We start from the raw sequence: 19,872 nt of genomic DNA, 5'->3' as shown, positions 1-19,872 counted from the left end.
AAAACGCCCGATGAAGTTCATCGGGCGTCTCTGGCCGGCTGGATCAAGCCGGTTATATGTCCTTCATAGGTGTCAACCTATGGCAGGACGGGTCAGTCGAAGAATGCAAACTAAAAATGCCCTCGCGAAGAGGGCTTTTTTATGAGCGAGTGTTTGCGCGTCAGTCCGGAATGACGGCCGTGACCTCGATCTCGATCTTGGCGCGCGGTTCGACCAGCGCCGCCACCTGCACGCACGTCATGGCCGGAAAGTTGCGCCCCATGGCGTCGCGGTACACAGGGCCGAGCTCGGCCAGCCGGCGGCTGTATTCGTCGCGGTCCGTCACGTACCACGTCATGCGCACCATGTGCTCGGGGCCGGCGCCGGCTTCGCGCAGCACCTCGGCAATGTTGCGCAGCGCCAGGCCGCACTGGTCGATGAAGTCGTCCGACTCGAATTGCTGCTGCGCATTCCAGCCGATCTGGCCGCCGACGAACACCATGGTGCCGCGTGCGGCCACGCCATTCGCATAGCCCTTCGGGGGCAACCAGCCCGGAGGCTGCAAGAGTTTGTTCATCATGATGTGGTGTCGTGGTCGAGTTGCCTCAGTTTGAAGCGCTGGAGCTTGCCGGTCTCGGTGCGTGGCAGCACCGTCACGAATTCGATCTCCCGCGGATATTTGAATGGCGCAATGGTGGCTTTCACGTGGTCCTGCAGCGCCTTGACGAGTGCGGCATCGCCTTCGATTCCAGGCTTCAGCACGCAGAACGCCTTCACGATCATGCCGCGGTCCGGATCCGGCTTGCCGATCACGCCGCACTCGGCCACGGCCGGGTGCTTGAGCAGCGCATCCTCCACCTCGGGCCCGCCGACGTTGTAGCCGGCGGTGATGATCATGTCGTCGGCGCGTGCCTGGTAGAAGAAGTATCCGTCGGCGTCCTGCACGAAGGAGTCGCCGGGGTAGTTCCAGCCGTTCTTCACGTAGTCGGTCTGGCGCGGATCGTCGAGGTAGCGGCAGCCCACCGGCCCCTGCAGCGCCAGCTTGCCGACGGTGCCACGCGGCACTTCGTTGCCCTCGTCGTCCACGACCTTTGCCGTGAAGCCCGGCACCACCTTGCCGACCGCGCCGCGGCGCACCTGGTCGCCGGCGGCGGAGATGTAGATGTGGAACACCTCGGTGCCGCCAATGCCGTCGAGCATCTCGATGCCGGTGACTTCCTTCCACAGCTGCCGCGTCGCGTCGGGCAGCGCCTCGCCGGCGCTTACGCAGATGCGCAGGCTCGGCGCGCCGTGCTGCCGGACGAAGGGCGCCATCTGGCGGTAGAAGGTGGGCGCGGTGTAGCAGATGGTCGCGCCGACTTCGTTGATGAGCTTCACCAACCCTTCGGGCGTGAACGGTGCATCGGCAAAGTACACCGAGGCGCCGGCCCACATCGGGAACACCAGCAATCCGCCGAGCCCGAAGGTGAAGGCCAGCGGCGGCGAGCCGATCACGATGTCGTCGCTTCGCGCCTTCAGCACGTGGCGCGGCCAGGTTTCGCACATCGCCAGCACGTCGCGGTGCGCGGTGACCGGCGCCTTGGGCTTGCCCGTGGTGCCCGAGGTGAATGCGAGCAGGGCGATGTCGTCCGACGCCGTGGGGCAGGCCGTAAACACGCCGCTCTTAGCGGCCGCGCGTGCCGACAGCGAATCGGGCGCATCGAGTTTGTTGAACGCGATTACCGAGGCAAGCACTGGGTGCTCACGTTGCGCCAGCACGAGCTCGTCGAGCAGGCGGCCATCGCACAGCGCCGCCACGGGGCGCGCCTTTTCGATAATGTCGCCCAGTTCCTTGGCGCGCAGCAGCGGCATGGTGGCCACCGCGATCAAGCCGGCTTTCACCACGGCAAGCCATGACAACGCCATGGCCACCGAATTGCCGCCGCGCAGCAGCACGCGATTGCCGGGCACGAGGCCCAGGTCCTCCGTCAGCACCTGCGCAATGCGGTTGACCTCGAGGGCTGCCTGCGAATACGTCAGCGTGCCGGCGGGTGAGCGCAGCATCGGCTTGTCGCCAAACCCCTTGGCGGGTGCCTTGTCCAGCAGCTCTTCGACCAGGTTCAGCTGATCGGGCAGCTGCAACTCCGGCAGGTCGTAGCGGAAGACCGGCAACTGCTCGGCGGGCGGCAGGCGGTCGTGAACGAAGCGGTCGACTTGTGCAGACACGGTGTTTATCCCCGCAAAACGGATTTGCCAATGATCAGTTGTTGAACTTCCGTCGCGCCTTCGTAGATGCGCAGCGAGCGGATGTCGCGGTAGAGGCTCTCGATCTTCGTGCCGACCTTCACGCCAAGGCCGCCGTGCATCTGCAGTGCCATGTCGATCACGCGGCTTGCGTTTTCGGTGGCGCACATCTTGGCCATGGCCGCGGCAGCGGAAACATCGCCAACCGCTGGGGCGCCGCGCTGTTCGGCGTCATCGCGCATCCACGCGGCGCGATAAGTGAGCAAGGCGGCACTGTCGATCAATGCGGCCATCTCGCCGAGCTTGGCCTGCGTGAGCTGGAAATCGGCGAGCGTGTGGCCGAACATGCGGCGGCTCTTCGCATGCGCGATGGCCTCGGCGAGTGCACGGCGTCCCATGCCCAGCGCGGCGGCTGCCACCGAGGCGCGAAAGATGTCGAGCGTGCGCATTGCCAGCTTGAAGCCGCCGTTGAGCTCACCCAGCCGCGCCGTGCGCGGCACGACGCAATCGTCGAAGCGCAGCGTGGCCAACGGATGCGGTGCCATCACGTCGATGTGTTCGGACGTGTCGAGCCCGGGTGTCTTCGCATCGACGATGAACACCGTGATGCCGCGCGTACCGCCTGTTGGGTCCGTCTTTGCAAACACGCAATAGAAGTCGGCGATGCCGCCATTGCTGATCCAGGTCTTCGTGCCGTTCAGCCGCCACCCCTCGGCGGTGGGCTCGGCGCGCATCGCCATCGCGGCCACGTCCGAGCCCGCATCGGGTTCGCTCAGCGCAAAGGCCGCGATCTTCTCGCCCTTGCCTACGGCCGTGAGGTATTCCGACTGCTGCTCGGGCGTACCCGCGAGCGTGATGGCCCCGCTTCCCAGGCCTTGCATCGCAAAAGCGAAGTCGGCCAGCGGCGAGTGGTAGCCCAGTGTTTCGCGTAGCAGCACGAGTGCGCGCGAATCGAGACGCTCGAGCGCGCCACCCGCGCTGCCGGGCACGGCGTAGCGCAGCCAGCCACCATCGCCAAGGCGCCTTACCCACTCGCGGCAGGCCGCGCGGTCGTCGCGCTCATCGATTTCCTGTGCCGCACACCAGGGCAGCAGCTCACGCGCGAGCGAGCGATGGGCTTCGTCGAAGAAGGGCAGCGCGAGGTGCGCCGTCGAAGGCGGTGCGGGAATCTTCGTCATCATGGCGTCAGTCCCCACCGAACACCGGCTTGCGCTTGGCGGCGAAGGCTTCGTAGGCGCGCTTGAAGTCTTCGGTCTGCATGCAGATGGCCTGTGCCTGCGCTTCGGCCTCGATGGCCTGGTCGATGGTCATCGACCATTCCTGCGAGAGCATGGTCTTGGTCATGCCGTGCGCGAAGCTCGGGCCTTCGGCCAGTTCGCGCGCCACCTTGGTCGCGGCTTCGAGCAATGCGTCGCTTTCGTGCAGCGCATTGAAGAAGCCCCAGGCCTGGCCTTCCTGCGCCGTCATCGCGCGGCCCGTGAACAGCAGTTCGGAGGCGCGGCCCTGGCCGATCACGCGCGGCAGCAATGCGCAAGCGCCCATGTCCGCGCCGGCAAGACCCACGCGGGTGAACAGGAAAGCGGTGCGCGTGGCGGGCGAGCCGTAGCGCAGGTCGCAAGCCAGCGCGATCATCGCGCCGGCACCGGCGCACACGCCGTCGATCGCGCCGACGATCGGTTGCGGACAATGCCGAATGGCCTTCACCAGGTCGCCCGTCATGCGCGTGAACTCGAGCAACTCGGGCATGCGCATCGTGGTGAGCGGGCCGATGATCTCGTGCACGTCGCCGCCCGAGCAGAAGTTGCCTCCCGCGCCGGTGACGACGATCGCCTTCACGTCGGTTGCGTAGTTCAACGCGCGGAAGAGGTCGCGCAGCTCGGCGTACGAGTCGAAGGTGAGCGGATTCTTGCGCTCGGGGCGGTTCAGCGTAACGGTGCCGACGCCGGCCTCGTAGCTCCACGCGAAGTGCCTGGCCACGTAAGGCGCCTTGGCCTCGAATTGCGCACGCATGGGATTGCCCGTGCCGATGTAATGCTTCATTCGGCCTCCGCCATCTGGCTGTGTGAGTGTTGTTTGACCTTGCCGAGCAGCTTGTGAAGCTGCGCGATCTCCTTGGCGCTGAGGCCCGCGAAGGCATCGACGATCCAGTCCTCGTGCTGCTGCGCCATGTCGTTGAAGAGCTTGCGGCCGCGAGCGGTGAGCCGCACGCGCCAGGCACGGCGGTCGCCCTCGACGTTGATGCGCTCGACCAGCCCCTCGGTCACGAGCTGGTCGGTGATGCCGGTGACGTTGCCGCCCGTCACCATCATGCGGCGCGAGAGTTCGTTCATCTTGAGGCCGTCGGGCGAGCGCTCGAGTTGCGACATCAGGTCGAAGCGCGGCAGCGTGGTCGCGAACTGCGAGCGCAGTTCGTTGCGCACCTGCTTCTCGATCAGCTGGGTGCAAGTGAGGAGTCGCAGCCAGAGGCGCAGCGCCTCGGGGTGCTCGCTGTGGGCGCGTGCTTCGAGGTCCATGTCAGTGTGTTTCCTCATTGTTGGATGCCGCCAGCGCCGCATTCGCGGCCGCAGCCATCTGCTGTTGCTTGGCAATCTCGCGGTAGAGCTGATCGCGGCCGCTCAGGTACTGCTTGGGCCAGTCGACGTCGCGGCTTTGCAGCTTGGCGGCTTCGTGCAGCGTCCAGGCTGGGTCGGCGAGGTGCGGGCGCGCGATGGCGCACAAGTCGGCGCGCCCGGCCGCGATGATGCTGTTGGCCTGGTCGGCATCGGTGATGGCACCCACTGCAATGGTCGAGATGCCGACTTCGTTGCGGATGCGGTCCGAGAACGGCGTCTGGTACATGCGGCCGTACACCGGCTTGGCGTCGCGCGTGGTCTGGCCGGAGGAGACGTCGATGAAATCCGCGCCTGCCTCCTTGAAGAGTCGAGCGACGATGACCGCGTCGGCGTCGGTGTTGCCGCCCGGCGCCCAGTCGTGCGCCGAAATCCGCACGCTCATCGGCTTGTCTTCGGGCCACGCCGCACGCATCGCGCGGAACACTTCGAGCGGATAGCGGCAGCGCGCCTCGATGCCGCCGCCGTACTCGTCGGTGCGCAGGTTGGTGAGCGGGCTGATGAAGGACGACAGGAGGTAGCCGTGTGCGCAGTGCAGCTCGAGCCAGTCGAAGCCGCATTCGGCGGCGCGGCGGGTGGAGTCGACGAAGCGTTCGCGCATGTCGTCCATCTGCTCGCGGGTCATGGCAGCCGGCAGCTGGTTTTGCTCGCCATAGGCGACCGCGCTGGCGGACAGCAACGGCCAGTTGCCGCTCTCCAGAGGCTCGTCGGTGCCTTCCCAGCCCACGCGCGTTGAACCCTTGGCCCCGCTGTGGCCGAGCTGCATCGCGATCTTCGCGCTCGACTGGGTGTGCACGAAGTCGACGATGCGCTTGAACGCCGCCTGCTGCGTGTCGTTGTAGAGCCCGGTGCATCCGGGGGTGATGCGGCCTTCCGGCGTCGGGCTGGTCATTTCGACGCACACCATCGCGGCGCCGCCGAGCGCGCGCGCGCCCAGGTGAACCAGCAGAAAGTCTTGCGGCACGCCGTCCACGGCGCTGTAGGTGGCCATCGGCGACACGAGGATGCGGTTCTTCAGCGTGAGACCGCGCACCGTGAACGGCATCAGCATGGGCGCCACGGGCTTGCCCCCGGCGAGCCACTGCTCATAGCCGCCGAGCCATTCGGTGTCGCGCAAGCGCAGGTTCTCGTGGCTGATGCGCTGCGAGCGCGTGAGCAGCGAGTACGCGAACTGCTCGATCTGCATGCCGGTGTAGCGCGGCACGTTCTCGAACCACTCGGTCGAGTTGCGCGCGGCGTTCTGGATCTTGAGCACCTCGACGCTGCGGCGCGCCTCGTAGCCTTCGAGCACGTGATCGACCATGCCGCCGCGCTCGAACTCGTTCGCCAGGTCGATCGCGTCCTCGAGCGCGAGCTTGGTGCCCGAGCCGATCGAGAAGTGCGCCGTGTGCGCCGCGTCGCCCATCAGCACCACGGGCACCGAGCGGCCCTCCACGTCGATGCGGCGCGTCCAGCGCTCGCACACCACGCGCGGAAAGCGGATCCAGTTGGCCGAGCCGCGCAGGTGCGTGGCGTTGCTGATGAGCGGGTGGCCGCCCAGGTATTTGGCAAACAGCTTCTCGCAGAAGGCGATGGCCTCGGGCTGCTCCATCTGGTCGAGACCGTGGGCCTTCCACACCGCCTCGGGCGTCTCGACGATGAAGGTCGAGGTCTTTTCGTCGAACTGGTAGGCGTGGGCCTGGAACCAGCCGTGCTCGGTCTGCTCGAAGGCGAAGGTGAAGGCGTCGAAGGTCTGGTGCGTGCCGAGCCACACGAAGCGGCAGTTGCGCAGGTCGATGTCGGGCTTGAAAACGTCGGCGTAGCGCTGGCGGATGCGGCTGTTGAGGCCGTCGCTGGCAATCACCAGATCGGCGTTGTACTGGGCGGCGATCGCCTGGTCGTCGGTGGCGTCGGTTTCGAAGACCAGATTCACGCCGAGCGCCAGGCAGCGCTCCTGCAGGATGTTCAAGAGCCGCTTGCGGCCGATGCCGCAGAAGCCGTGGCCGCCCGAGCGCACCTGCCGCCCCTTGAAGAACACCTGGATGTCGTCCCAGTGGTGGAACTCATTGCCGATCAGCGCCGCGGTTTCGGCGTCGGCCGCGGCCAGGTTGGCGAGCGTCTGGTCGCTCAGCACCACGCCCCAGCCGAAGGTGTCGAAGGGCCGGTTGCGCTCCACCACGGTGATTTCGAGCGCCGGGTTGCGCGCTTTCATCAGCAAGGCGAAGTAAAGGCCCGCGGGGCCGCCGCCGATGCACAGGATGCGTTGAAGGTCCATGGCGGCTGCGGCGGGAAGGCCGGCGGTGAGGCTGTTCATGGTTGAATAGTTTAAGCATAAACAATCTGGTGTCAACGGGGTCTTGCCACAGGGGTACCCCGCAAGTCGTGTGATGTCATGCAAAAAACTGAAAAAATCAATACCATGGGCTCACCATGCAAAGCTTGATACCCAAGATCGAGTCGCAGCTTGCGTCGCTGCCCGTGCCCATCGCGCTGGAATTACCTGACGGCCGAAGAGTGGCCAAGCCCGGGTCGCGCGTGACGCTGGCATTCAGCGAATGGTCGGCGCTGGCCAAGCTGGCGGCGCACCAGGTGGGCGCCATCGGAGAGGCCTACGTGGAAGGCAAGGTGCAGATCGAGGGCGCCATGCGCGACCTGATCGACGCAACGGTCGGCATGCTGCCCGGCAACCCCGCCCAAACCGACACCACCTGGTGGACCCGCCTGCTGCGGATGGCCAAGTCCCGCGGCTCCCATTCATTGAACAAGGATGCGGAGCAGATCCAGTTCCACTACGACGTTTCCGACGATTTCTACGCGCTGTGGCTCGACCCGCGCCGGGTCTATTCGTGTGCTTACTTTCGTACGCCCGAACTGACCCTGGCAGAGGCCCAGGAAGCCAAGCTGGACCACATCTGCCGCAAGCTTTTGCTGCAGCCCGGCGAGCGCTTTCTGGACATTGGCTCCGGCTGGGGCGGGTTGTTGCTGTGGGCGGCGGAGCACTACGGCGTCGACGCCACCGGCATCACCTTGTCGAAGAACCAGCACGCGCATGTGCAGCAGCTGATCGAGGAAAAAGGCCTGCAGGGCCGCGTACGCGTGGAGCTGCGCGACTATCGCGAGCTGTCAGCCGACGCGCCTTTCGACAAGATCTCGTCGGTCGGCATGTTCGAGCACGTGGGCGCGGCCAACATGCCCACCTACTTCCGCAAGATCCATTCGCTCCTGAAGCCCGGCGGCCTGGTGCTGAACCACGGCATCACCTCGGGCGATCTCGACTACCGGCAGCTGGGCGCGGGGATGGGCGATTTCATCGAGAAGTACATCTTTCCGGGCGGCGAACTCCTGCACGTGACGCACGTGCTGCGCGAAACGGCCGCCGCGGGCCTGGAGATGGTCGACACCGAAAGCCTGCGACCGCATTACGCGCGCACGCTGTGGGCCTGGTCCGACGCGCTCGAGTCGCAGCTCGGCGCCGCACGTGAGGTGCTGGAGCGTGCGGGTGGCCGGCAGGGCGAGAACGCGGAGCGCATCCTGCGCGCCTACCGTCTCTATCTGGCGGGCTCCGCCATGAGCTTCGAGCAAGGCTGGATCTCACTGCACCAGATGCTTTCCACCAAGCCCGACGGCAGGGTCGAACACGGTGTTTTGCGCGGCTCGCAATCGGTGTACCCTTTTGCCCGTGACTACATCTACAAGTGAGTGAAAACAATCATGCTGTACCGATTCCAGTCCCGCGCCTCCCCTGACTTCGTGATGCTCGAGGTGCACGCGCGCCAGCTGTTCGACATCATCGGCAAGGACATCGCGCCCAAAGGCATCGTCACCGTCGAGCAGATTCCCGCCGCCATTGCGGCGCTCGAATCCGCGCTGTCACGCGAAGCCAGCAATCCCCACAATAACGACGACTACGCCGTCGAAGGCCACGCCGCCGAGGCCGAGAAGCAGCACGTGGGACTGCACCAGCGCGCAGCCCCCCTGCTTCACATGCTGAGGGATTCCCTGGCCGAGAAAAAAGACGTCACCTGGAAGACCTGACGAAACTCCGGCAACGCATCCGTTCCTGAGGTCAGTCGACCTTTGCGCCGGAGTCCTTCACCACCTTCGCCCACTTCACGTGCTCGCTGGCAATCAGCTTGGTGAATTCGGCCGGCGTATTGCCGCTCGGGATCGCGCCTTGGGCCAGCATCTTTTCCTTGATGGCGGGGGTGGCGAGCGATTTGGCCACTTCCTGCTGGATCCGGTTCACGATGTCGGGCGAGGTGCCGGCGGGTGCCAGCAGGCCAAACCACGAGCTGGCCTCGTAGCCCTTGAGCGCCGGACCGCCGGCTTCCGCGACCGTCGGAAGGTCGGGTAGCGCGGGGGAGCGCTGGGCGCTGGTCACGGCCAGGGCCGTGAGCTTGCCGCCCTTGATCTGCGCCATCGACGAGGGCAGGTTGTCGAACATCACGTCGGCATTGCCGCCCACCATGTCGAGCAGCGCCGGCCCGGAACCCTTGTACGGAATGTGCGCCATGAAGGTGCCGGTCATGCTCTTGAAGAGCTCGCCCGCCAGATGAATCGAGGTGCCGCTGCCGCTCGACGCCATGTTGAGCTTGCCCGGGTTGGCCTTGGCGTACTTGATGAAATCCTGCACGTTGCGGATGTTCAATGCCTTGGCCTTGTCGGCGTTCATTTCCATCACGTTCGGCACGGCCGCCACCAGCGTGATCGGCACGAAGTCCTTGATCGGGTCGAACGGCAGCTTGGGATAGAGCGCCCGGTTGATGCCGTGCGTGCCGACCGTGCCCATCAGCAGCGTGTAGCCATCATTGGGCGCGCGCGCCACGATCTCGGCGCCCACGTTGCCGCCCGCGCCCGCGCGGTTGTCGACAATGAACTGTTGGCCGAAGGCCTTCGACAACTCGGGCGCCATCGCGCGCGCCAGGATGTCGGTGGTGCCGCCCGCCGCAAACGGCACGACGATGCGCACCGGCTTGTTCGGCCAGGTGTTCTGGGCCCAGGAGGGCGATGCTGCCAGTGCGATGGCCGCGGAAGCCGCAAGCGCAGCCCGGCGATTCATTTTGAAAATTGAAGAAGTCATGCGGTTGTTTGTACAGGCGAACGACGGCCGGCGCCGCCGGTAAAACCCCGGTGATGCGCCGGCCTATGCCACCTGCATCCGCTCGGCGAAGCGTTCGCTGCGAAAGCGCTCCAGCACAAAGTCGATGAAGACCCGCGTCTTGGCGGGCAGCAGCTTCTTGCTGGGGTAGTAGAGCCAGACCGCGCCCGCGTCGAAATGCCACTCGGGCAGCAGGCGCACCAGTTCGCCGCCGCGAAGGCCGCGCTCGACGAAAGGCATCGGCAGCATGGCCACGCCCAGCCCCATCAGCGCGGCATGCGCAATGGCTTCGGGGTCGTTGAAAATCGCGCGCGGACGGGGCAGTTCCACCGTGGTCTGGTCGCCGCTCGCATGCTGCAAGGTCCAACTGCGCAGCCGCCCCGTGGGCGAGGAGCGGCGCAGCAGCGCGTCGAACCGCACCAGGTCCGCGGGATGCGCCGGCAGCGTTCGGCCCGACAGATAAGCCGGTGCGGCCACCGCCACCACATGGATGCGCGACAGCTCTCGCGCCACCACGCCCGGCGACAGCTCGATGCCGCCGCCAATGGCCGCGTCGAAGCCTTCGCCCACCAGGTCCACCTGCTGGTTGTCGAAGTGCCAGTCGGGCAGGATCGACGGGTAGCGCGCAAGAAAGTCGCCCATCATCGGCAGCACGTGCTCGCGGCCGAACGCCTGGCCCATGCTCACCTTGAGCGTGCCGGCAGGCTGCCCGTCGTTCTTCGAAACATCGGCCACCGCATCTTGCAGGGTGGCGAGCGCGCCGCCGATCTGGCCCAGGAAGCGCTCGCCGCTTTCGGTGAGCGTGAGGCGGCGCGTGCTGCGCTGGAACAGCCGCACGCCCAGGCGGGTTTCCAGCCGCGCGACGTTCTTGCTGACCGCGGCAGGCGTGAGCCCGAGCCGCCGCGCCGCGGCCGAGAAGCTGCCGCTCTCCGCGCTCTGGACGAAGGACTCGAGGTGATTGAGCGGTTCCATGGATCGCTATTTTCAACCATCGGTTGAATTTGATTGCATCAATTGGTGGCTACCGCAAAGGTAATGGAGCCACGACACTGAAGGCCTTCAACCTCACAACCGACAGGAACACCTCATCATGGCTCCCAGCAAATCAACCTCTCCCGTCCTCGCGGGCAAAGTCGCTTTCGTCACCGGCGGTTCGCGCGGCATCGGCGCCGCCATCGTGCGGCGCCTGGCTGAAGACGGCGCCGCCGTCGCCTTCAGCTACGCGAGTTCGAGCGCGCCGGCCGACGAATTGGCGCGCAGCATCGAGGCCGAAGGCGGCCGTGCCCTGGCGCTGAAGATCGACAGCGCCGACGCCGCCGCGCTCACCGCCGGCATCGACGAAGCCGCACGCAAGCTCGGCCGTATCGACGTGCTCGTCAACAACGCCGGCGTGTTCCTGCCCGGCACCCTGGAAGATTTCTCGCTCGAGGATTTCGACCGTACGCTGGACATCAACGTGCGCGCCGTGTTCGTGGCCGCCAAGGCCGCCGTGCGGCACATGGGCGAAGGCGGCCGCATCATCAACATCGGCAGCACCAACGCCGAGCGCATGCCCTGGCCCGGCGGCAGCGCCTATGCCATGAGCAAGTCGGCGCTGAAGGGACTGGTGCAGGGCCTGTCGCGCGACCTCGGCCCGCGCGGCATCACGGTCAACAACGTGCAGCCCGGCCCGGTCAACACCGACATGAACCCGGTCGACGGCCCGAACGCCGCCGCCATGCACGGCCTGATGGCGCTGGCCCGCCATGGGCGCCCCGAAGAAATCGCCGGCATGGTGGCCTACCTGGCCAGCCCCGAAGCAGGCTTCGTGACCGGTGCCAGCTTCAACATCGACGGCGGCTTCGCAGCCTGACCAGGCGCTCAATCGGCGCGCTGGACGGCGGCAATGAGCTTGTCCAGGGTGGCGTCGAGGCGGGCCAGCTCGTCGGCGTTCACGCCTTCGAACAGCACGGCCTCGCGCTGCCGGCCCAGCGCGCCGACGGTCTCGTGCAGCGCCTCGCCGGCCGCCGTGAGGTAGAGCCGGCCGCGGCGCCGGTCGGCGGGATCGTCATGGCGCTGCACGCGCCCGTGGCGCCCGAGGCCGGCCAGCGCGCGGCTCACCGCCATCTTGTCGAGGCCGGTGAAATCGGCGATCTGGGTGGCATTGAGCCCGGGCTCGCCGCCCAGCACAGCCATCACGCGCCATTCGTTGAGCGTGAGATGGTGCTCGCGGCCGACCTTCTCATGGAACGGGCGTGCCGTGAGGTTGACCACCCGCACCAGCTTGAAGAACAGCGGGTCCATGGCGCACGGCGGCTCAGCCCAGCAGTTTTCTCGCGCCGGCCGCGATGGCTTCGGCACCGATGCGCGACTCTGCCTCGAGCACCGGCGCATAGCCGACCGGAATGCGCGGTGCGCCAAGCCGCGCCACGCGGCACCCCGTGGCCTCCGCGGCGCTGGCCGCAATCTCGGCGCCGAAGCCCGCTACCTGCACCGCCTCGTGCACCACCAGAAGCCGCCGCGTGCGCGCACACGATGCGAGCACCGTTTCGCGGTCCCAGGGCCAGAGCGTGCGCAGGTCGATCAGGTCGACCGCAATGCCTTCGGCCGCGAGCGTGTCGCAGGCCGCGGCGCACGCCTGCATCTGCTTGCTCCAGCTCACGAGCGTGAGCGCGTCGCCCTCGCGCACGCGCCGCGCCTTGCCGAGCGGCACGGCCATGTCCTCGTTCACTTCGCCGCGCTGGCCCCAGAGCGTCTTGTGCTCGATGTAGACCACCGGATCGCCGCATTGCAGCGCCGCGCGCAAGAGGCTGTAGTTGTCCTGCGGTGTCGAGGGGCTCACCACCACCACGCCCGGCAGGTGTGCGAACCAGGCTTCGAGCGACTGCGAATGCTGCGCGGCCGAGGCATCCCAGATGCCGCCAGGCATGCGCGCCACCAGCGGCACGCGGCCCTGCCCGCCGAACATGAAACGGTTCTTGGCGGCCTGGTTCACCAGCTCGTCCATGCCGCAGAGCGCGAAGTCGACCACGCGCATTTCCACCACGGGCCGCAGGCCCGCGAGCGCCATGCCCACCCCCGCGCCCATGATCGCGGCCTCGCTGATCGGCGTGTCGATCACGCGATCGGCGCCGAAGGTTTGCTGCAGGCCCTTGTACTGGCCGAAGATGCCGCCGCGGCCCACGTCCTCACCGAGCACCACCACGCGCGGATCAGCCTCCATCTCGCGCTGGATGGCGAGCATGGCGGCCTCGGAATAGCTGAGTTCTTGGGTCGTCATCAGTGCCATTGCCCCGCTCCGGTGGTCTGCACGTCAGTGAAGGCGTCGCCGGGCTCTGGCCAGGGCGCCGCGTCGGCGACGGCGAGGGCGGTCTCGACTTCGTCGCGCGCCGCGTTCTCGATCGCATCGAGCGCGGCTGCGCTCGCGCCCTGCGAAAGCAGATGCCCGCGCGCCCGCGCGATCGGATCGGTTTCGAGCGCGGCAGCCAGTTCGGCCGGATCGCGGTAAGCCGCGACGTCGACCGACACATGCCCTTTCACGCGGTAGGTCAGCGCATGCAACAGGCGCGGCCCGCCGCCGCCGCGCACCTCGGCGACCAGCCTGGCCGCGGTTTCGTGCACCGTGAACACGTCGTTGCCATCGACCTGCGTGGCCGCAATATCCATCGAGGCGGCGCGCGCCGAAGCGCCTTCGCCCGCCGTCATCGGGCCGCTCGCGGTGGTGGCGCTCCAGCGGTTGTCTTCGCAGACGAAGAGCACGGGCAGGTCGTACACGCGCGCCCAGTTCAGCGCCTCGAGAAAGGGCCCGCGGTTGATCGCGCCGTCGCCGAAGAAGCAAACGGTGATGTCGCCAGTTTTTTTGAGCAGCTTCTGCGCGTGCGCCGCGCCCACGGCAATCGGCAGGCCGGCAGCCACCACGCCGTTTGCGCCCAGCATGCCGACGGAAAAATCCGCGATGTGCATCGAGCCGCCCTTGCCGCCGTTGAAACCGGTGGCCTTGCCGAACAGCTCGCACATCATGCGTGTCAGGTCCGCGCCCTTGGCCAGCGTATGGCCGTGGCCGCGGTGGGTGGAGGTGAGGTAGTCGCTCGTTCGCAGATGGGCACACACGCCGGCCGGCACGGCCTCCTGCCCCGTCGAGAGGTGCAGCGGTCCGCGCACCTTGGCGGAGCCGGCGGCCTGCTGGCCATAGGCGCTCACGCCGCCCTGGCTCGCCGCTTCCGCGGCATTCTCGAAGGCGCGGATGCGCACCATGGTGCGGTACAGCGCCTGCCCGGCACCGTTCGGTGAAATACTCGAACCCATCTTGTCTCCAGCGCTTTGAAACCGGCGGTTCTGGCAAAAATCGTATCAAACGAGATGAAAAACCGGCACAGGAGTTACCCCGCCGACTCGGCTTTGCGATATCGGTAACCTAAGCTCTCTCTTTCCGCCCGCCGTCGCCTATCCTCGGACCCGCATTCCAGAGAGAGACCCAGCACTTGCCCTCGACCAAAGCCTCCGCCTCCCTGCCTCGCCCGGCGACCATGGCCGACGTCGCCGCGCGCGTCGGCGTCTCGAAGATGACCGTGTCGCGTGCGCTCAACCGCAGCACGGGCAGCGACCGCGCCACCTCGGAGGCGCTGCGACAGCGCATCCTGCAGGCCTGCGAAGAGATGGGCTACGTCATCGACCAGACCGCGCGCACCTTCTCCAGCAAGCGCTCGGGTTTCGTCGCGGTGCTGATTCCGTCGCTGAACAACTCCAACTTTTCAGAAACCGCGCAAGGCATTGCCGCCGCCCTGGAAGCGCGCGGGCTGCAGCTGCTGCTGGGCTATACCGACTACCGCGTGGAGACCGAGGAACGCCTTGTCCGCGCGATGCTCGCGCGCCGCCCCGAGGGCGTGATCCTCACCGGAGGCGCCCACACGTCCGCCGCGCGCGCCATGCTGCAGGCGGCCGGCATTCCGGTGGTCGAGACCTGGGATCTGCCCGCCACGCCCATCGAGCACACGGTCGGCTTCTCCAACGCGCAAGCGGCCGCCGCGATGGTGCGGCACCTGCACGGCCAGGGCTACCGGCGCATCGCCTTCATCGGCGGCACCTCGAACCGCGACACCCGCGGGGCTGACAGGCAGCGCGGCTATGTCGAGGCGATCCGCGAACTGGGCCTGCCCGACGGGCGCGTCATCAGCTTCGGCCAGCCGCCTATCTCGATGGCGCAAGGGGGCGAGGCCGTGGTGCAGCTGATCCATCAATGGCCCGACGTGGATGCCGTGATGTGCGTGTCCGATCTCTCGGCCTTCGGCGCGCTGATGGAATGCCAGCGCCGCGGCTGGGACGTGCCGGGCCGCATCGCGATCGCGGGTTTCGGCGATTTCGAGGTGGCGCGCGCCTGCCATCCGCGCATCACCACCGTGGCGGTGGATTGCGTGGGCATCGGCAGGGCCGCGGGCGAACTGCTGCTGCGGGTGATCGACGGCGCCCGCGAAGGCCACCGGCCGCCCGAGGAAACGGTGCTGATCCCGTTTCGCATCGAGCAGCGCGAAAGCTCCTGAGGCCGATCAGGCCGCGACGGTTTCCGCGCCGGTGTCGGCAAAGTCGATCAGCACCTTCATGGCGCGCTGGCGGTCGCTTGCCAGTTCGAAGGCCTCGCGTGCCTGCTGCATCGGGAAGGTGTGCGACACGACCGGCGACAGATCGACCCGGCCTTCGTTGATGAGCCGCACCGCCAGTGCGAACTCCGCATGGAAGCGGAACGAGCCGCAGATGCTGAGCTCCTTCGCAACCACCATGTTCTGCGGAATGCTCACGTCGCCGCCCAGGCCCAGCTGCACCACCACGCCGCGCGGGCGCATGACCTCGAGCCCGTCGCGCAGGGCGCGCTCGTTGCCCGAGCATTCGAGCATCACGTCGAAAGTGCCCTTGTCGGCCGAATAGCGCGACACCCAGGCCTTGTCCTGTGCGACGTTGATGACGTGATCGGCGCCCATGGCGCGCGCGAAGGCGAGCGGCTCGTCGACCACGTCGGTGGCGGTGATCTCGGCCGCGCCGTGCGCACGCGCGGCCGCGATGGCCAGCACGCCGATGGGCCCGCAGCCCGACACCAGTACGCGCTTGCCCAGGAGCGGGCCTGCGCGCGACACGCCATGCAGCCCCACCGAGAACGGCTCGGCCAGCGCCGCCAGGCGCAGCGGCACATGCGCCGCCACCTTCACGCACTGCGTGGCCTCGCACAGCAGCATGTTGCGGAACGCGCCCTGCACGTGCGGCGTGCGCATGGCGCTGCCGTAGAAGCGCATGTCCAGGCACTGATTTGGCAGGCCCTCGAGGCAGAACTTGCAGGCGCCGCACGGGCGGCTCGGGTTGATGGCCACCTTGTCGCCAATGCGCACGCTGTCGACGCCGGGCGCCGTGGCCACCACGGTGCCCGCCACTTCGTGGCCCAGCACCATCGGCTCCTTGATGCGCACGGTGCCGAAGCCGCCGTTGTGAAAGTAATGCAGGTCGGAGCCGCAGATGCCGCCCATGCCGACCTTCACCAGCACCTGGCCCGGGCCGATGTCTCCGGCGTCCTGTTCCTCCAGGCGCAGGTCATCGGGGGCATGGATCACGAGGCACATACAACGCATACGCATGGGGTTCTCCTTCAGGCCGTCAGGCGACCGGGGTGACGAGGGGCTGGCCACCGAAGTGGGCCTGCAGATTACGGCGAACCAGTTCGCCCATGGCGCGGCGGGTCTCCTCGGTGCCGCTGCCATGGTGCGGATGCAGCACCACATTGTCGAGCGCCGCAAAGCGCGGGTCGATGCGCGGCTCGTTCAAAAACACGTCGAGCGCCGCGCCAGCGATGCTGCGCTGCTCGAGCGCCTGCAGCAGTGCGCCCTCGTCCACCGTGGTGCCGCGCGACACATTCACCAGCCAGCCCGTGGGGCCGAGTGCCTGCAACACCTCGGCATCGACGATGCCGCGCGTGGCCTCGCCGCCGGGCAGGATGACGATGAGCACGTCGCACCATTCGGCCATGGCCGTGAGATTGTTGAAGTGGCGCAGCGGGCTGTCTTCGCGCGCCGTGCGGCTGAAGTAGCCCAGCTCCATCTCGAAGCCCGAGAGTCGCCGCGCGATGGTGCTGCCGATGCGCCCGAAACCGGCAATGCCGACGCGCTGGCCGAAGACGCGCGTGGCCAACGGCATCGGGCCCTTGGCCCATTCGCCGCTGCGCACGAAGCGGTCACCCGCCGGAATGCGCCGCTGCAGCGCGAGCGTGAGGCCCACGGCGAGGTCGGCCACGTCGCCATTGAGCACGTCGGGCGTGTTGGTGACGCGGATGCCGCGCGCGCGGCAGGCCGCAAGGTCGATGCCGTCGGTGCCCACGCCGTAGCAGGCGACCAGCTCCAGCCTGGGCAGCGACGCAATCAGCTCGGCGTTGGCACCCAGCTCGCCTCGCGTGGCCACCGCCCGGATTTCCGAGGCGTGTTCTGCGATGAAGGCCTGCCGGTCCGGCGCTTCCCACCAACGGAGGAGCTTGTAGCTCTCCGCCATCGGCGCCATGTCCCATTCCGGATAGGGGCCGGGCATCAGCACGTGCGGGGGTGTAGTGGCAGCGGTCAAGCGGATTCTCCTGCGGGTGGCGCGGCTGGGCGCAATATAGATACCGGTAACTTTAACCTCTGCCTGAGATCGTTTAAAGGAAGTCGCACCAAGGTTTTCACCCTTGACGGCCTAATAAGATACCGGTAACGTATTCGCATTGCCGCCTCGTGCGCATTCCGCCCATCCTCCTGGAGCTCCGCTTGAAACTGTTCGACCTCTCCGGGCGCACCGCCCTCATCACCGGCTCCAGCAAGGGCATCGGCTTTTCGCTGGCCGCGGCGCTGGGCTCGGCCGGCGCACGCATCGTGCTGAATGCGCGCGATGCCGGCGCGCTCGAAGCCGCGCGCGACGCCTTGCGCGCCCGGGGCGTCGCGGCCGAAGCCATGGCCTTCGACGTGACCGACGCCACCGCGGTGGAAGCGGGCGTGGCACGCATCGAAGCCGAAGTCGGCCCCATCGACATTCTGGTCAACAACGCCGGCATGCAGCACCGCGGCGCGTTCGCGGAGTTTCCGATCGACGCGTGGCACAAGATCACCACCACCAACATCGACAGCGTGTTTTTCGTCGGCCGCTTCGTGGCGCAGCGCATGATCGAGCGCAAGCGCGGCAAGATCATCAACGTCTGCTCGGTTCAAAGCGAGCTGGGCCGGCCGGGCATCGCGCCCTACGCCGCCACCAAGGGCGCCGTGAAGATGCTCACCAAGGGCATGGCCATCGACCTCGGCAAGCATGGCATCCAGGTCAACGGCCTGGGGCCCGGCTATTTCAAGACCGAACTGACGCAGGCGCTGGTGGCCGACGAAGCCTTCACCGCGTGGCTTTCCGGCCGCACGCCCGCCGGGCGCTGGGGCGACGTGGAAGAACTCGGCGGCGCGGCGATCTTTCTCGCCTCGGATGCATCGAGCTTCGTCAACGGCCACATCCTGTACGTGGACGGCGGCATCACTGCCAGCCTTTGATTCCCATGGCCTCGCTGCAGCAACCATACCGGGCGCGGCTGGCCGTGGTGGTGATGGGCGTCTCGGGCACCGGCAAGAGCAGCGTGGCCGCCGGCCTGGCCTGTGTGCTGGGCGTGCCCTGGATCGACGGCGACGACCTGCACTTGCCCGAGGCCGTGGCGCGCATGCGCGGCGGCGTGCCGCTCTGCGACGAGGACCGCTGGCCGTGGCTGGAACGCATCGGTGCACGGTTGAGCGACGAGGCCGCGGCGCCGGCGGGCGTGGTGGTGGCTTGCTCGGCGCTGAAGCGCGCTTACCGCGACCGCCTGCGCGCGGCAGCGCCCGACCTGCACTTCGTGTGCCTCGACGGGCCGCGCGCACTGGTCCGGCACCGCCTCGAGGCGCGCAGCGGGCACTACATGCCGCCGGCCCTGCTCGACAGCCAGCTGCAGGCCTTCGAGAAACCCGGTGCGGACGAGCCGGAGGTGCTGCACGCGGCCATCGACGAGCCGGTGCCGCTGATCGTGGCCTCCGTGGGGGCGCGTCTGATCGCGTGCGCACAGAATTGCTCCGCCTCACTGAAAGTTGCCGCATGACATTCCCAAGCCAGCGCGTGGCCGTGATCGGCGTCGGCATCATGGGCTCGGCCATTGCACGCCGCCTGCTCGAATGCGGCCACACGGTGCGCGTGTTCGACCTCGACACCGCCAAGGTCGCCGCGCTGGAGCCCCACGGCGCGTGCGCTGCTGGCACCGCGGCCATGGCCGCGGCGGCGAGCGACTTCGTCATCACCAGCCTCAACTCGGCCGCGGTGGTGGAGCGTGCGCTCTTCGGCGAAACCGGCGTGGCCGCCGCCGAGCCCGCGGATTCGCGCCGCCTGCTGATCGACATGTCGTCCATTGATCCGGCCTCCACGCGCCGGCTCGCGCAGCTGCTGCGCGAACGCACGGGCATGGGCTTCGTCGATGCGCCGCTCTCGGGCGGCGCACCCAAGGCCTTGCTCGGCCAGCTGACGGTCATGGCCGGCGGCAGCGAGGACGACGTGGCACGCGCGCGCGCCGTGATGGACAGCCTATGCGCCAACTACACCCGCATGGGCGAAAGCGGCGCCGGCCAGACCACCAAGCTGGTCAACCAGCTGCTCTGCGCCATCGGCTTCCAGGCCGTGGCCGAGGCCGTGCGGCTGGCCGAAGCTGGTGGCGTCGATGCCTCGAAGCTGCACACCGCGTTGGCCGGCGGGCGGGCCGACAGCCAGATCCTGCGCGAGTTCGGTCCCAAGATGGCCGCACGAGATTTCACGCCCACGGGCCGTATCGACAACATGCTCAAGGACCTGGAGGCGGTACAGGCTTTTGCGCAGGCCGAACGCCTGCCGCTGCCGCTGGCGGGCGCGGTTTCCGAGCTGCACCGCGCCTTTGTGGCGGCCGGGCTCGGAGCCGAGGACACGGCCGCCATGATGCGCCAGTTCAACGGCTACGCGCGCGACTGAAGC

20 protein-coding genes are annotated in these 19,872 nt (G+C 67.6%); 7 read left to right on the top strand and 13 right to left on the bottom strand.

Annotation, left to right across the window (positions count from 1 at the left end; genetic code table 11):
* Positions 1 to 160 precede the first annotated feature (160 nt).
* The 6 genes from BLR24_RS29335 to BLR24_RS29310 are packed head-to-tail and all read right to left on the bottom strand — an operon-like array spanning position 161 to position 7,104.
* Positions 161 to 559: a RidA family protein gene (locus tag BLR24_RS29335; protein WP_093024040.1), complete on the bottom strand. Its 399-nt coding sequence runs from the start codon at positions 557 to 559 to the stop codon at positions 161 to 163.
* Entirely contained in the window at positions 556 to 2,184 is a 1,629-nt protein-coding gene (locus tag BLR24_RS29330; RefSeq protein ID WP_093024038.1) for an AMP-binding protein, read from the bottom strand. The genes BLR24_RS29335 and BLR24_RS29330 overlap by 4 nt, the downstream gene beginning before the upstream one ends.
* A 5-nt stretch (positions 2,185 to 2,189) precedes the next feature.
* A complete protein-coding gene (locus tag BLR24_RS29325) occupies positions 2,190 to 3,383 on the bottom strand; it encodes an acyl-CoA dehydrogenase family protein (RefSeq protein ID WP_093024036.1) in 1,194 nt (397 codons plus the stop codon).
* Between the two features lie 4 nt (positions 3,384 to 3,387).
* On the bottom strand, positions 3,388 to 4,242 hold the full coding sequence (locus tag BLR24_RS29320; RefSeq protein ID WP_093024034.1) for an enoyl-CoA hydratase family protein: 855 nt from the start codon (positions 4,240 to 4,242) through the stop codon (positions 3,388 to 3,390).
* Positions 4,239 to 4,715, bottom strand: a complete 477-nt coding sequence (locus BLR24_RS29315) for a MarR family winged helix-turn-helix transcriptional regulator (protein WP_055807832.1) — start codon at positions 4,713 to 4,715, stop codon at positions 4,239 to 4,241. The genes BLR24_RS29320 and BLR24_RS29315 overlap by 4 nt, the downstream gene beginning before the upstream one ends.
* Position 4,716: 1 nt before the next feature.
* Positions 4,717 to 7,104 (bottom strand): bifunctional salicylyl-CoA 5-hydroxylase/oxidoreductase, encoded by a 2,388-nt coding sequence (locus tag BLR24_RS29310; protein WP_093024032.1) that lies wholly within the window; start codon positions 7,102 to 7,104, stop codon positions 4,717 to 4,719.
* 116 nt (positions 7,105 to 7,220) lie between these two features.
* Between BLR24_RS29310 and BLR24_RS29305 the strand changes: the two genes are divergently transcribed.
* Together BLR24_RS29305 and BLR24_RS29300 are read left to right on the top strand one after the other, a co-directional pair.
* Positions 7,221 to 8,489 carry a class I SAM-dependent methyltransferase gene (locus tag BLR24_RS29305; protein ID WP_093024030.1) on the top strand — a complete coding sequence of 423 codons (1,269 nt, stop codon included), beginning with the start codon at positions 7,221 to 7,223 and terminating at the stop codon, positions 8,487 to 8,489.
* Between the two features lie 12 nt (positions 8,490 to 8,501).
* Positions 8,502 to 8,825 carry a DUF1840 domain-containing protein gene (locus BLR24_RS29300; protein ID WP_093024028.1) on the top strand — a complete coding sequence of 108 codons (324 nt, stop codon included), beginning with the start codon at positions 8,502 to 8,504 and terminating at the stop codon, positions 8,823 to 8,825.
* A gap of 31 nt (positions 8,826 to 8,856) precedes the next feature.
* Here BLR24_RS29300 and BLR24_RS29295 read toward each other — a convergent pair whose 3' ends face one another.
* Positions 8,857 to 9,870 carry a Bug family tripartite tricarboxylate transporter substrate binding protein gene (locus BLR24_RS29295; RefSeq protein ID WP_093024026.1) on the bottom strand — a complete coding sequence of 338 codons (1,014 nt, stop codon included), beginning with the start codon at positions 9,868 to 9,870 and terminating at the stop codon, positions 8,857 to 8,859.
* Between the two features lie 63 nt (positions 9,871 to 9,933).
* Positions 9,934 to 10,860, bottom strand: coding sequence for a LysR family transcriptional regulator (locus tag BLR24_RS29290; RefSeq protein WP_093024024.1), 927 nt, complete (start codon positions 10,858 to 10,860; stop codon positions 9,934 to 9,936).
* Positions 10,861 to 10,978: 118 nt separating this feature from the next.
* Here BLR24_RS29290 and BLR24_RS29285 point away from each other — a divergent pair, with 118 nt between their 5' ends.
* Positions 10,979 to 11,740 carry an SDR family oxidoreductase gene (locus BLR24_RS29285; protein ID WP_093024022.1) on the top strand — a complete coding sequence of 254 codons (762 nt, stop codon included), beginning with the start codon at positions 10,979 to 10,981 and terminating at the stop codon, positions 11,738 to 11,740.
* A gap of 8 nt (positions 11,741 to 11,748) precedes the next feature.
* Here BLR24_RS29285 and BLR24_RS29280 read toward each other — a convergent pair whose 3' ends face one another.
* Genes BLR24_RS29280 through BLR24_RS29270 form a run of 3 tightly spaced genes read right to left on the bottom strand, consistent with a single transcriptional unit; the run spans position 11,749 to position 14,172 of the window.
* A complete protein-coding gene (locus tag BLR24_RS29280) occupies positions 11,749 to 12,171 on the bottom strand; it encodes a MarR family winged helix-turn-helix transcriptional regulator (protein WP_093024020.1) in 423 nt (140 codons plus the stop codon).
* Between the two features lie 13 nt (positions 12,172 to 12,184).
* Positions 12,185 to 13,147, bottom strand: coding sequence for an alpha-ketoacid dehydrogenase subunit beta (locus tag BLR24_RS29275; RefSeq protein ID WP_093024054.1), 963 nt, complete (start codon positions 13,145 to 13,147; stop codon positions 12,185 to 12,187).
* The gene (locus tag BLR24_RS29270) at positions 13,147 to 14,172 is read right to left on the bottom strand and encodes a thiamine pyrophosphate-dependent dehydrogenase E1 component subunit alpha (protein ID WP_175543378.1); all 1,026 of its coding nucleotides are present in this window, start codon (positions 14,170 to 14,172) and stop codon (positions 13,147 to 13,149) included. The genes BLR24_RS29275 and BLR24_RS29270 overlap by 1 nt, the downstream gene beginning before the upstream one ends.
* Before the next feature lie 221 nt (positions 14,173 to 14,393).
* Between BLR24_RS29270 and BLR24_RS29265 the strand changes: the two genes are divergently transcribed.
* On the top strand, positions 14,394 to 15,404 hold the full coding sequence (locus tag BLR24_RS29265; protein WP_093024018.1) for a LacI family DNA-binding transcriptional regulator: 1,011 nt from the start codon (positions 14,394 to 14,396) through the stop codon (positions 15,402 to 15,404).
* A 6-nt stretch (positions 15,405 to 15,410) separates the two neighbouring features.
* Here BLR24_RS29265 and BLR24_RS29260 read toward each other — a convergent pair whose 3' ends face one another.
* Positions 15,411 to 16,484, bottom strand: coding sequence for an L-idonate 5-dehydrogenase (locus tag BLR24_RS29260; RefSeq protein WP_093024050.1), 1,074 nt, complete (start codon positions 16,482 to 16,484; stop codon positions 15,411 to 15,413).
* A 19-nt stretch (positions 16,485 to 16,503) separates the two neighbouring features.
* Positions 16,504 to 17,457 carry a 2-hydroxyacid dehydrogenase gene (locus BLR24_RS29255; RefSeq protein ID WP_093024016.1) on the bottom strand — a complete coding sequence of 318 codons (954 nt, stop codon included), beginning with the start codon at positions 17,455 to 17,457 and terminating at the stop codon, positions 16,504 to 16,506.
* Between the two features lie 182 nt (positions 17,458 to 17,639).
* On the opposite strand from BLR24_RS29255, the gene BLR24_RS29250 reads away from it, so the two are divergent.
* Genes BLR24_RS29250 through BLR24_RS29240 form a run of 3 tightly spaced genes read left to right on the top strand, consistent with a single transcriptional unit; the run spans position 17,640 to position 19,869 of the window.
* Positions 17,640 to 18,401, top strand: coding sequence for an SDR family oxidoreductase (locus tag BLR24_RS29250; protein ID WP_093024048.1), 762 nt, complete (start codon positions 17,640 to 17,642; stop codon positions 18,399 to 18,401).
* A 5-nt stretch (positions 18,402 to 18,406) separates the two neighbouring features.
* Positions 18,407 to 18,976: a gluconokinase gene (locus BLR24_RS29245; RefSeq protein WP_217636348.1), complete on the top strand. Its 570-nt coding sequence runs from the start codon at positions 18,407 to 18,409 to the stop codon at positions 18,974 to 18,976.
* A complete protein-coding gene (locus BLR24_RS29240; RefSeq protein ID WP_093024014.1) occupies positions 18,973 to 19,869 on the top strand; it encodes an NAD(P)-dependent oxidoreductase in 897 nt (298 codons plus the stop codon). Before BLR24_RS29245 ends, BLR24_RS29240 begins: the two co-directional genes overlap by 4 nt.
* The last annotated feature ends 3 nt before the right edge of the window (positions 19,870 to 19,872 follow it).

The sequence above is a fragment of the Variovorax sp. OV700 genome (assembly GCF_900099805.1).
Lineage (GTDB): Bacteria > Pseudomonadota > Gammaproteobacteria > Burkholderiales > Burkholderiaceae_C > Variovorax.
The sequence above is the reverse complement of the archived record's forward strand: the minus strand, read 5'-3'. Positions and strand labels throughout refer to the sequence as shown.

What these genes read in the sequence shown, in the direction of transcription:
- BLR24_RS29295 (WP_093024026.1), bottom strand. Translation starts at nt 9,870, where the DNA reads ATGACTTCTTCAATTTTCAAAATGAATCGCCGGGCTGCGCTTGCGGCT.
- BLR24_RS29335 (WP_093024040.1), bottom strand. Translation starts at nt 559, where the DNA reads ATGATGAACAAACTCTTGCAGCCTCCGGGCTGGTTGCCCCCGAAGGGC.
- BLR24_RS29260 (WP_093024050.1), bottom strand. Translation starts at nt 16,484, where the DNA reads ATGCGTATGCGTTGTATGTGCCTCGTGATCCATGCCCCCGATGACCTG.
- BLR24_RS29280 (WP_093024020.1), bottom strand. Translation starts at nt 12,171, where the DNA reads ATGGACCCGCTGTTCTTCAAGCTGGTGCGGGTGGTCAACCTCACGGCA.
- BLR24_RS29270 (WP_175543378.1), bottom strand. Translation starts at nt 14,172, where the DNA reads ATGGGTTCGAGTATTTCACCGAACGGTGCCGGGCAGGCGCTGTACCGC.
- BLR24_RS29325 (WP_093024036.1), bottom strand. Translation starts at nt 3,383, where the DNA reads ATGATGACGAAGATTCCCGCACCGCCTTCGACGGCGCACCTCGCGCTG.
- BLR24_RS29310 (WP_093024032.1), bottom strand. Translation starts at nt 7,104, where the DNA reads ATGAACAGCCTCACCGCCGGCCTTCCCGCCGCAGCCGCCATGGACCTT.
- BLR24_RS29305 (WP_093024030.1), top strand. Translation starts at nt 7,221, where the DNA reads ATGCAAAGCTTGATACCCAAGATCGAGTCGCAGCTTGCGTCGCTGCCC.
- BLR24_RS29245 (WP_217636348.1), top strand. Translation starts at nt 18,407, where the DNA reads ATGGCCTCGCTGCAGCAACCATACCGGGCGCGGCTGGCCGTGGTGGTG.
- BLR24_RS29290 (WP_093024024.1), bottom strand. Translation starts at nt 10,860, where the DNA reads ATGGAACCGCTCAATCACCTCGAGTCCTTCGTCCAGAGCGCGGAGAGC.
- BLR24_RS29265 (WP_093024018.1), top strand. Translation starts at nt 14,394, where the DNA reads ATGGCCGACGTCGCCGCGCGCGTCGGCGTCTCGAAGATGACCGTGTCG.
- BLR24_RS29275 (WP_093024054.1), bottom strand. Translation starts at nt 13,147, where the DNA reads ATGACGACCCAAGAACTCAGCTATTCCGAGGCCGCCATGCTCGCCATC.
- BLR24_RS29320 (WP_093024034.1), bottom strand. Translation starts at nt 4,242, where the DNA reads ATGAAGCATTACATCGGCACGGGCAATCCCATGCGTGCGCAATTCGAG.
- BLR24_RS29240 (WP_093024014.1), top strand. Translation starts at nt 18,973, where the DNA reads ATGACATTCCCAAGCCAGCGCGTGGCCGTGATCGGCGTCGGCATCATG.
- BLR24_RS29315 (WP_055807832.1), bottom strand. Translation starts at nt 4,715, where the DNA reads ATGGACCTCGAAGCACGCGCCCACAGCGAGCACCCCGAGGCGCTGCGC.
- BLR24_RS29285 (WP_093024022.1), top strand. Translation starts at nt 10,979, where the DNA reads ATGGCTCCCAGCAAATCAACCTCTCCCGTCCTCGCGGGCAAAGTCGCT.
- BLR24_RS29300 (WP_093024028.1), top strand. Translation starts at nt 8,502, where the DNA reads ATGCTGTACCGATTCCAGTCCCGCGCCTCCCCTGACTTCGTGATGCTC.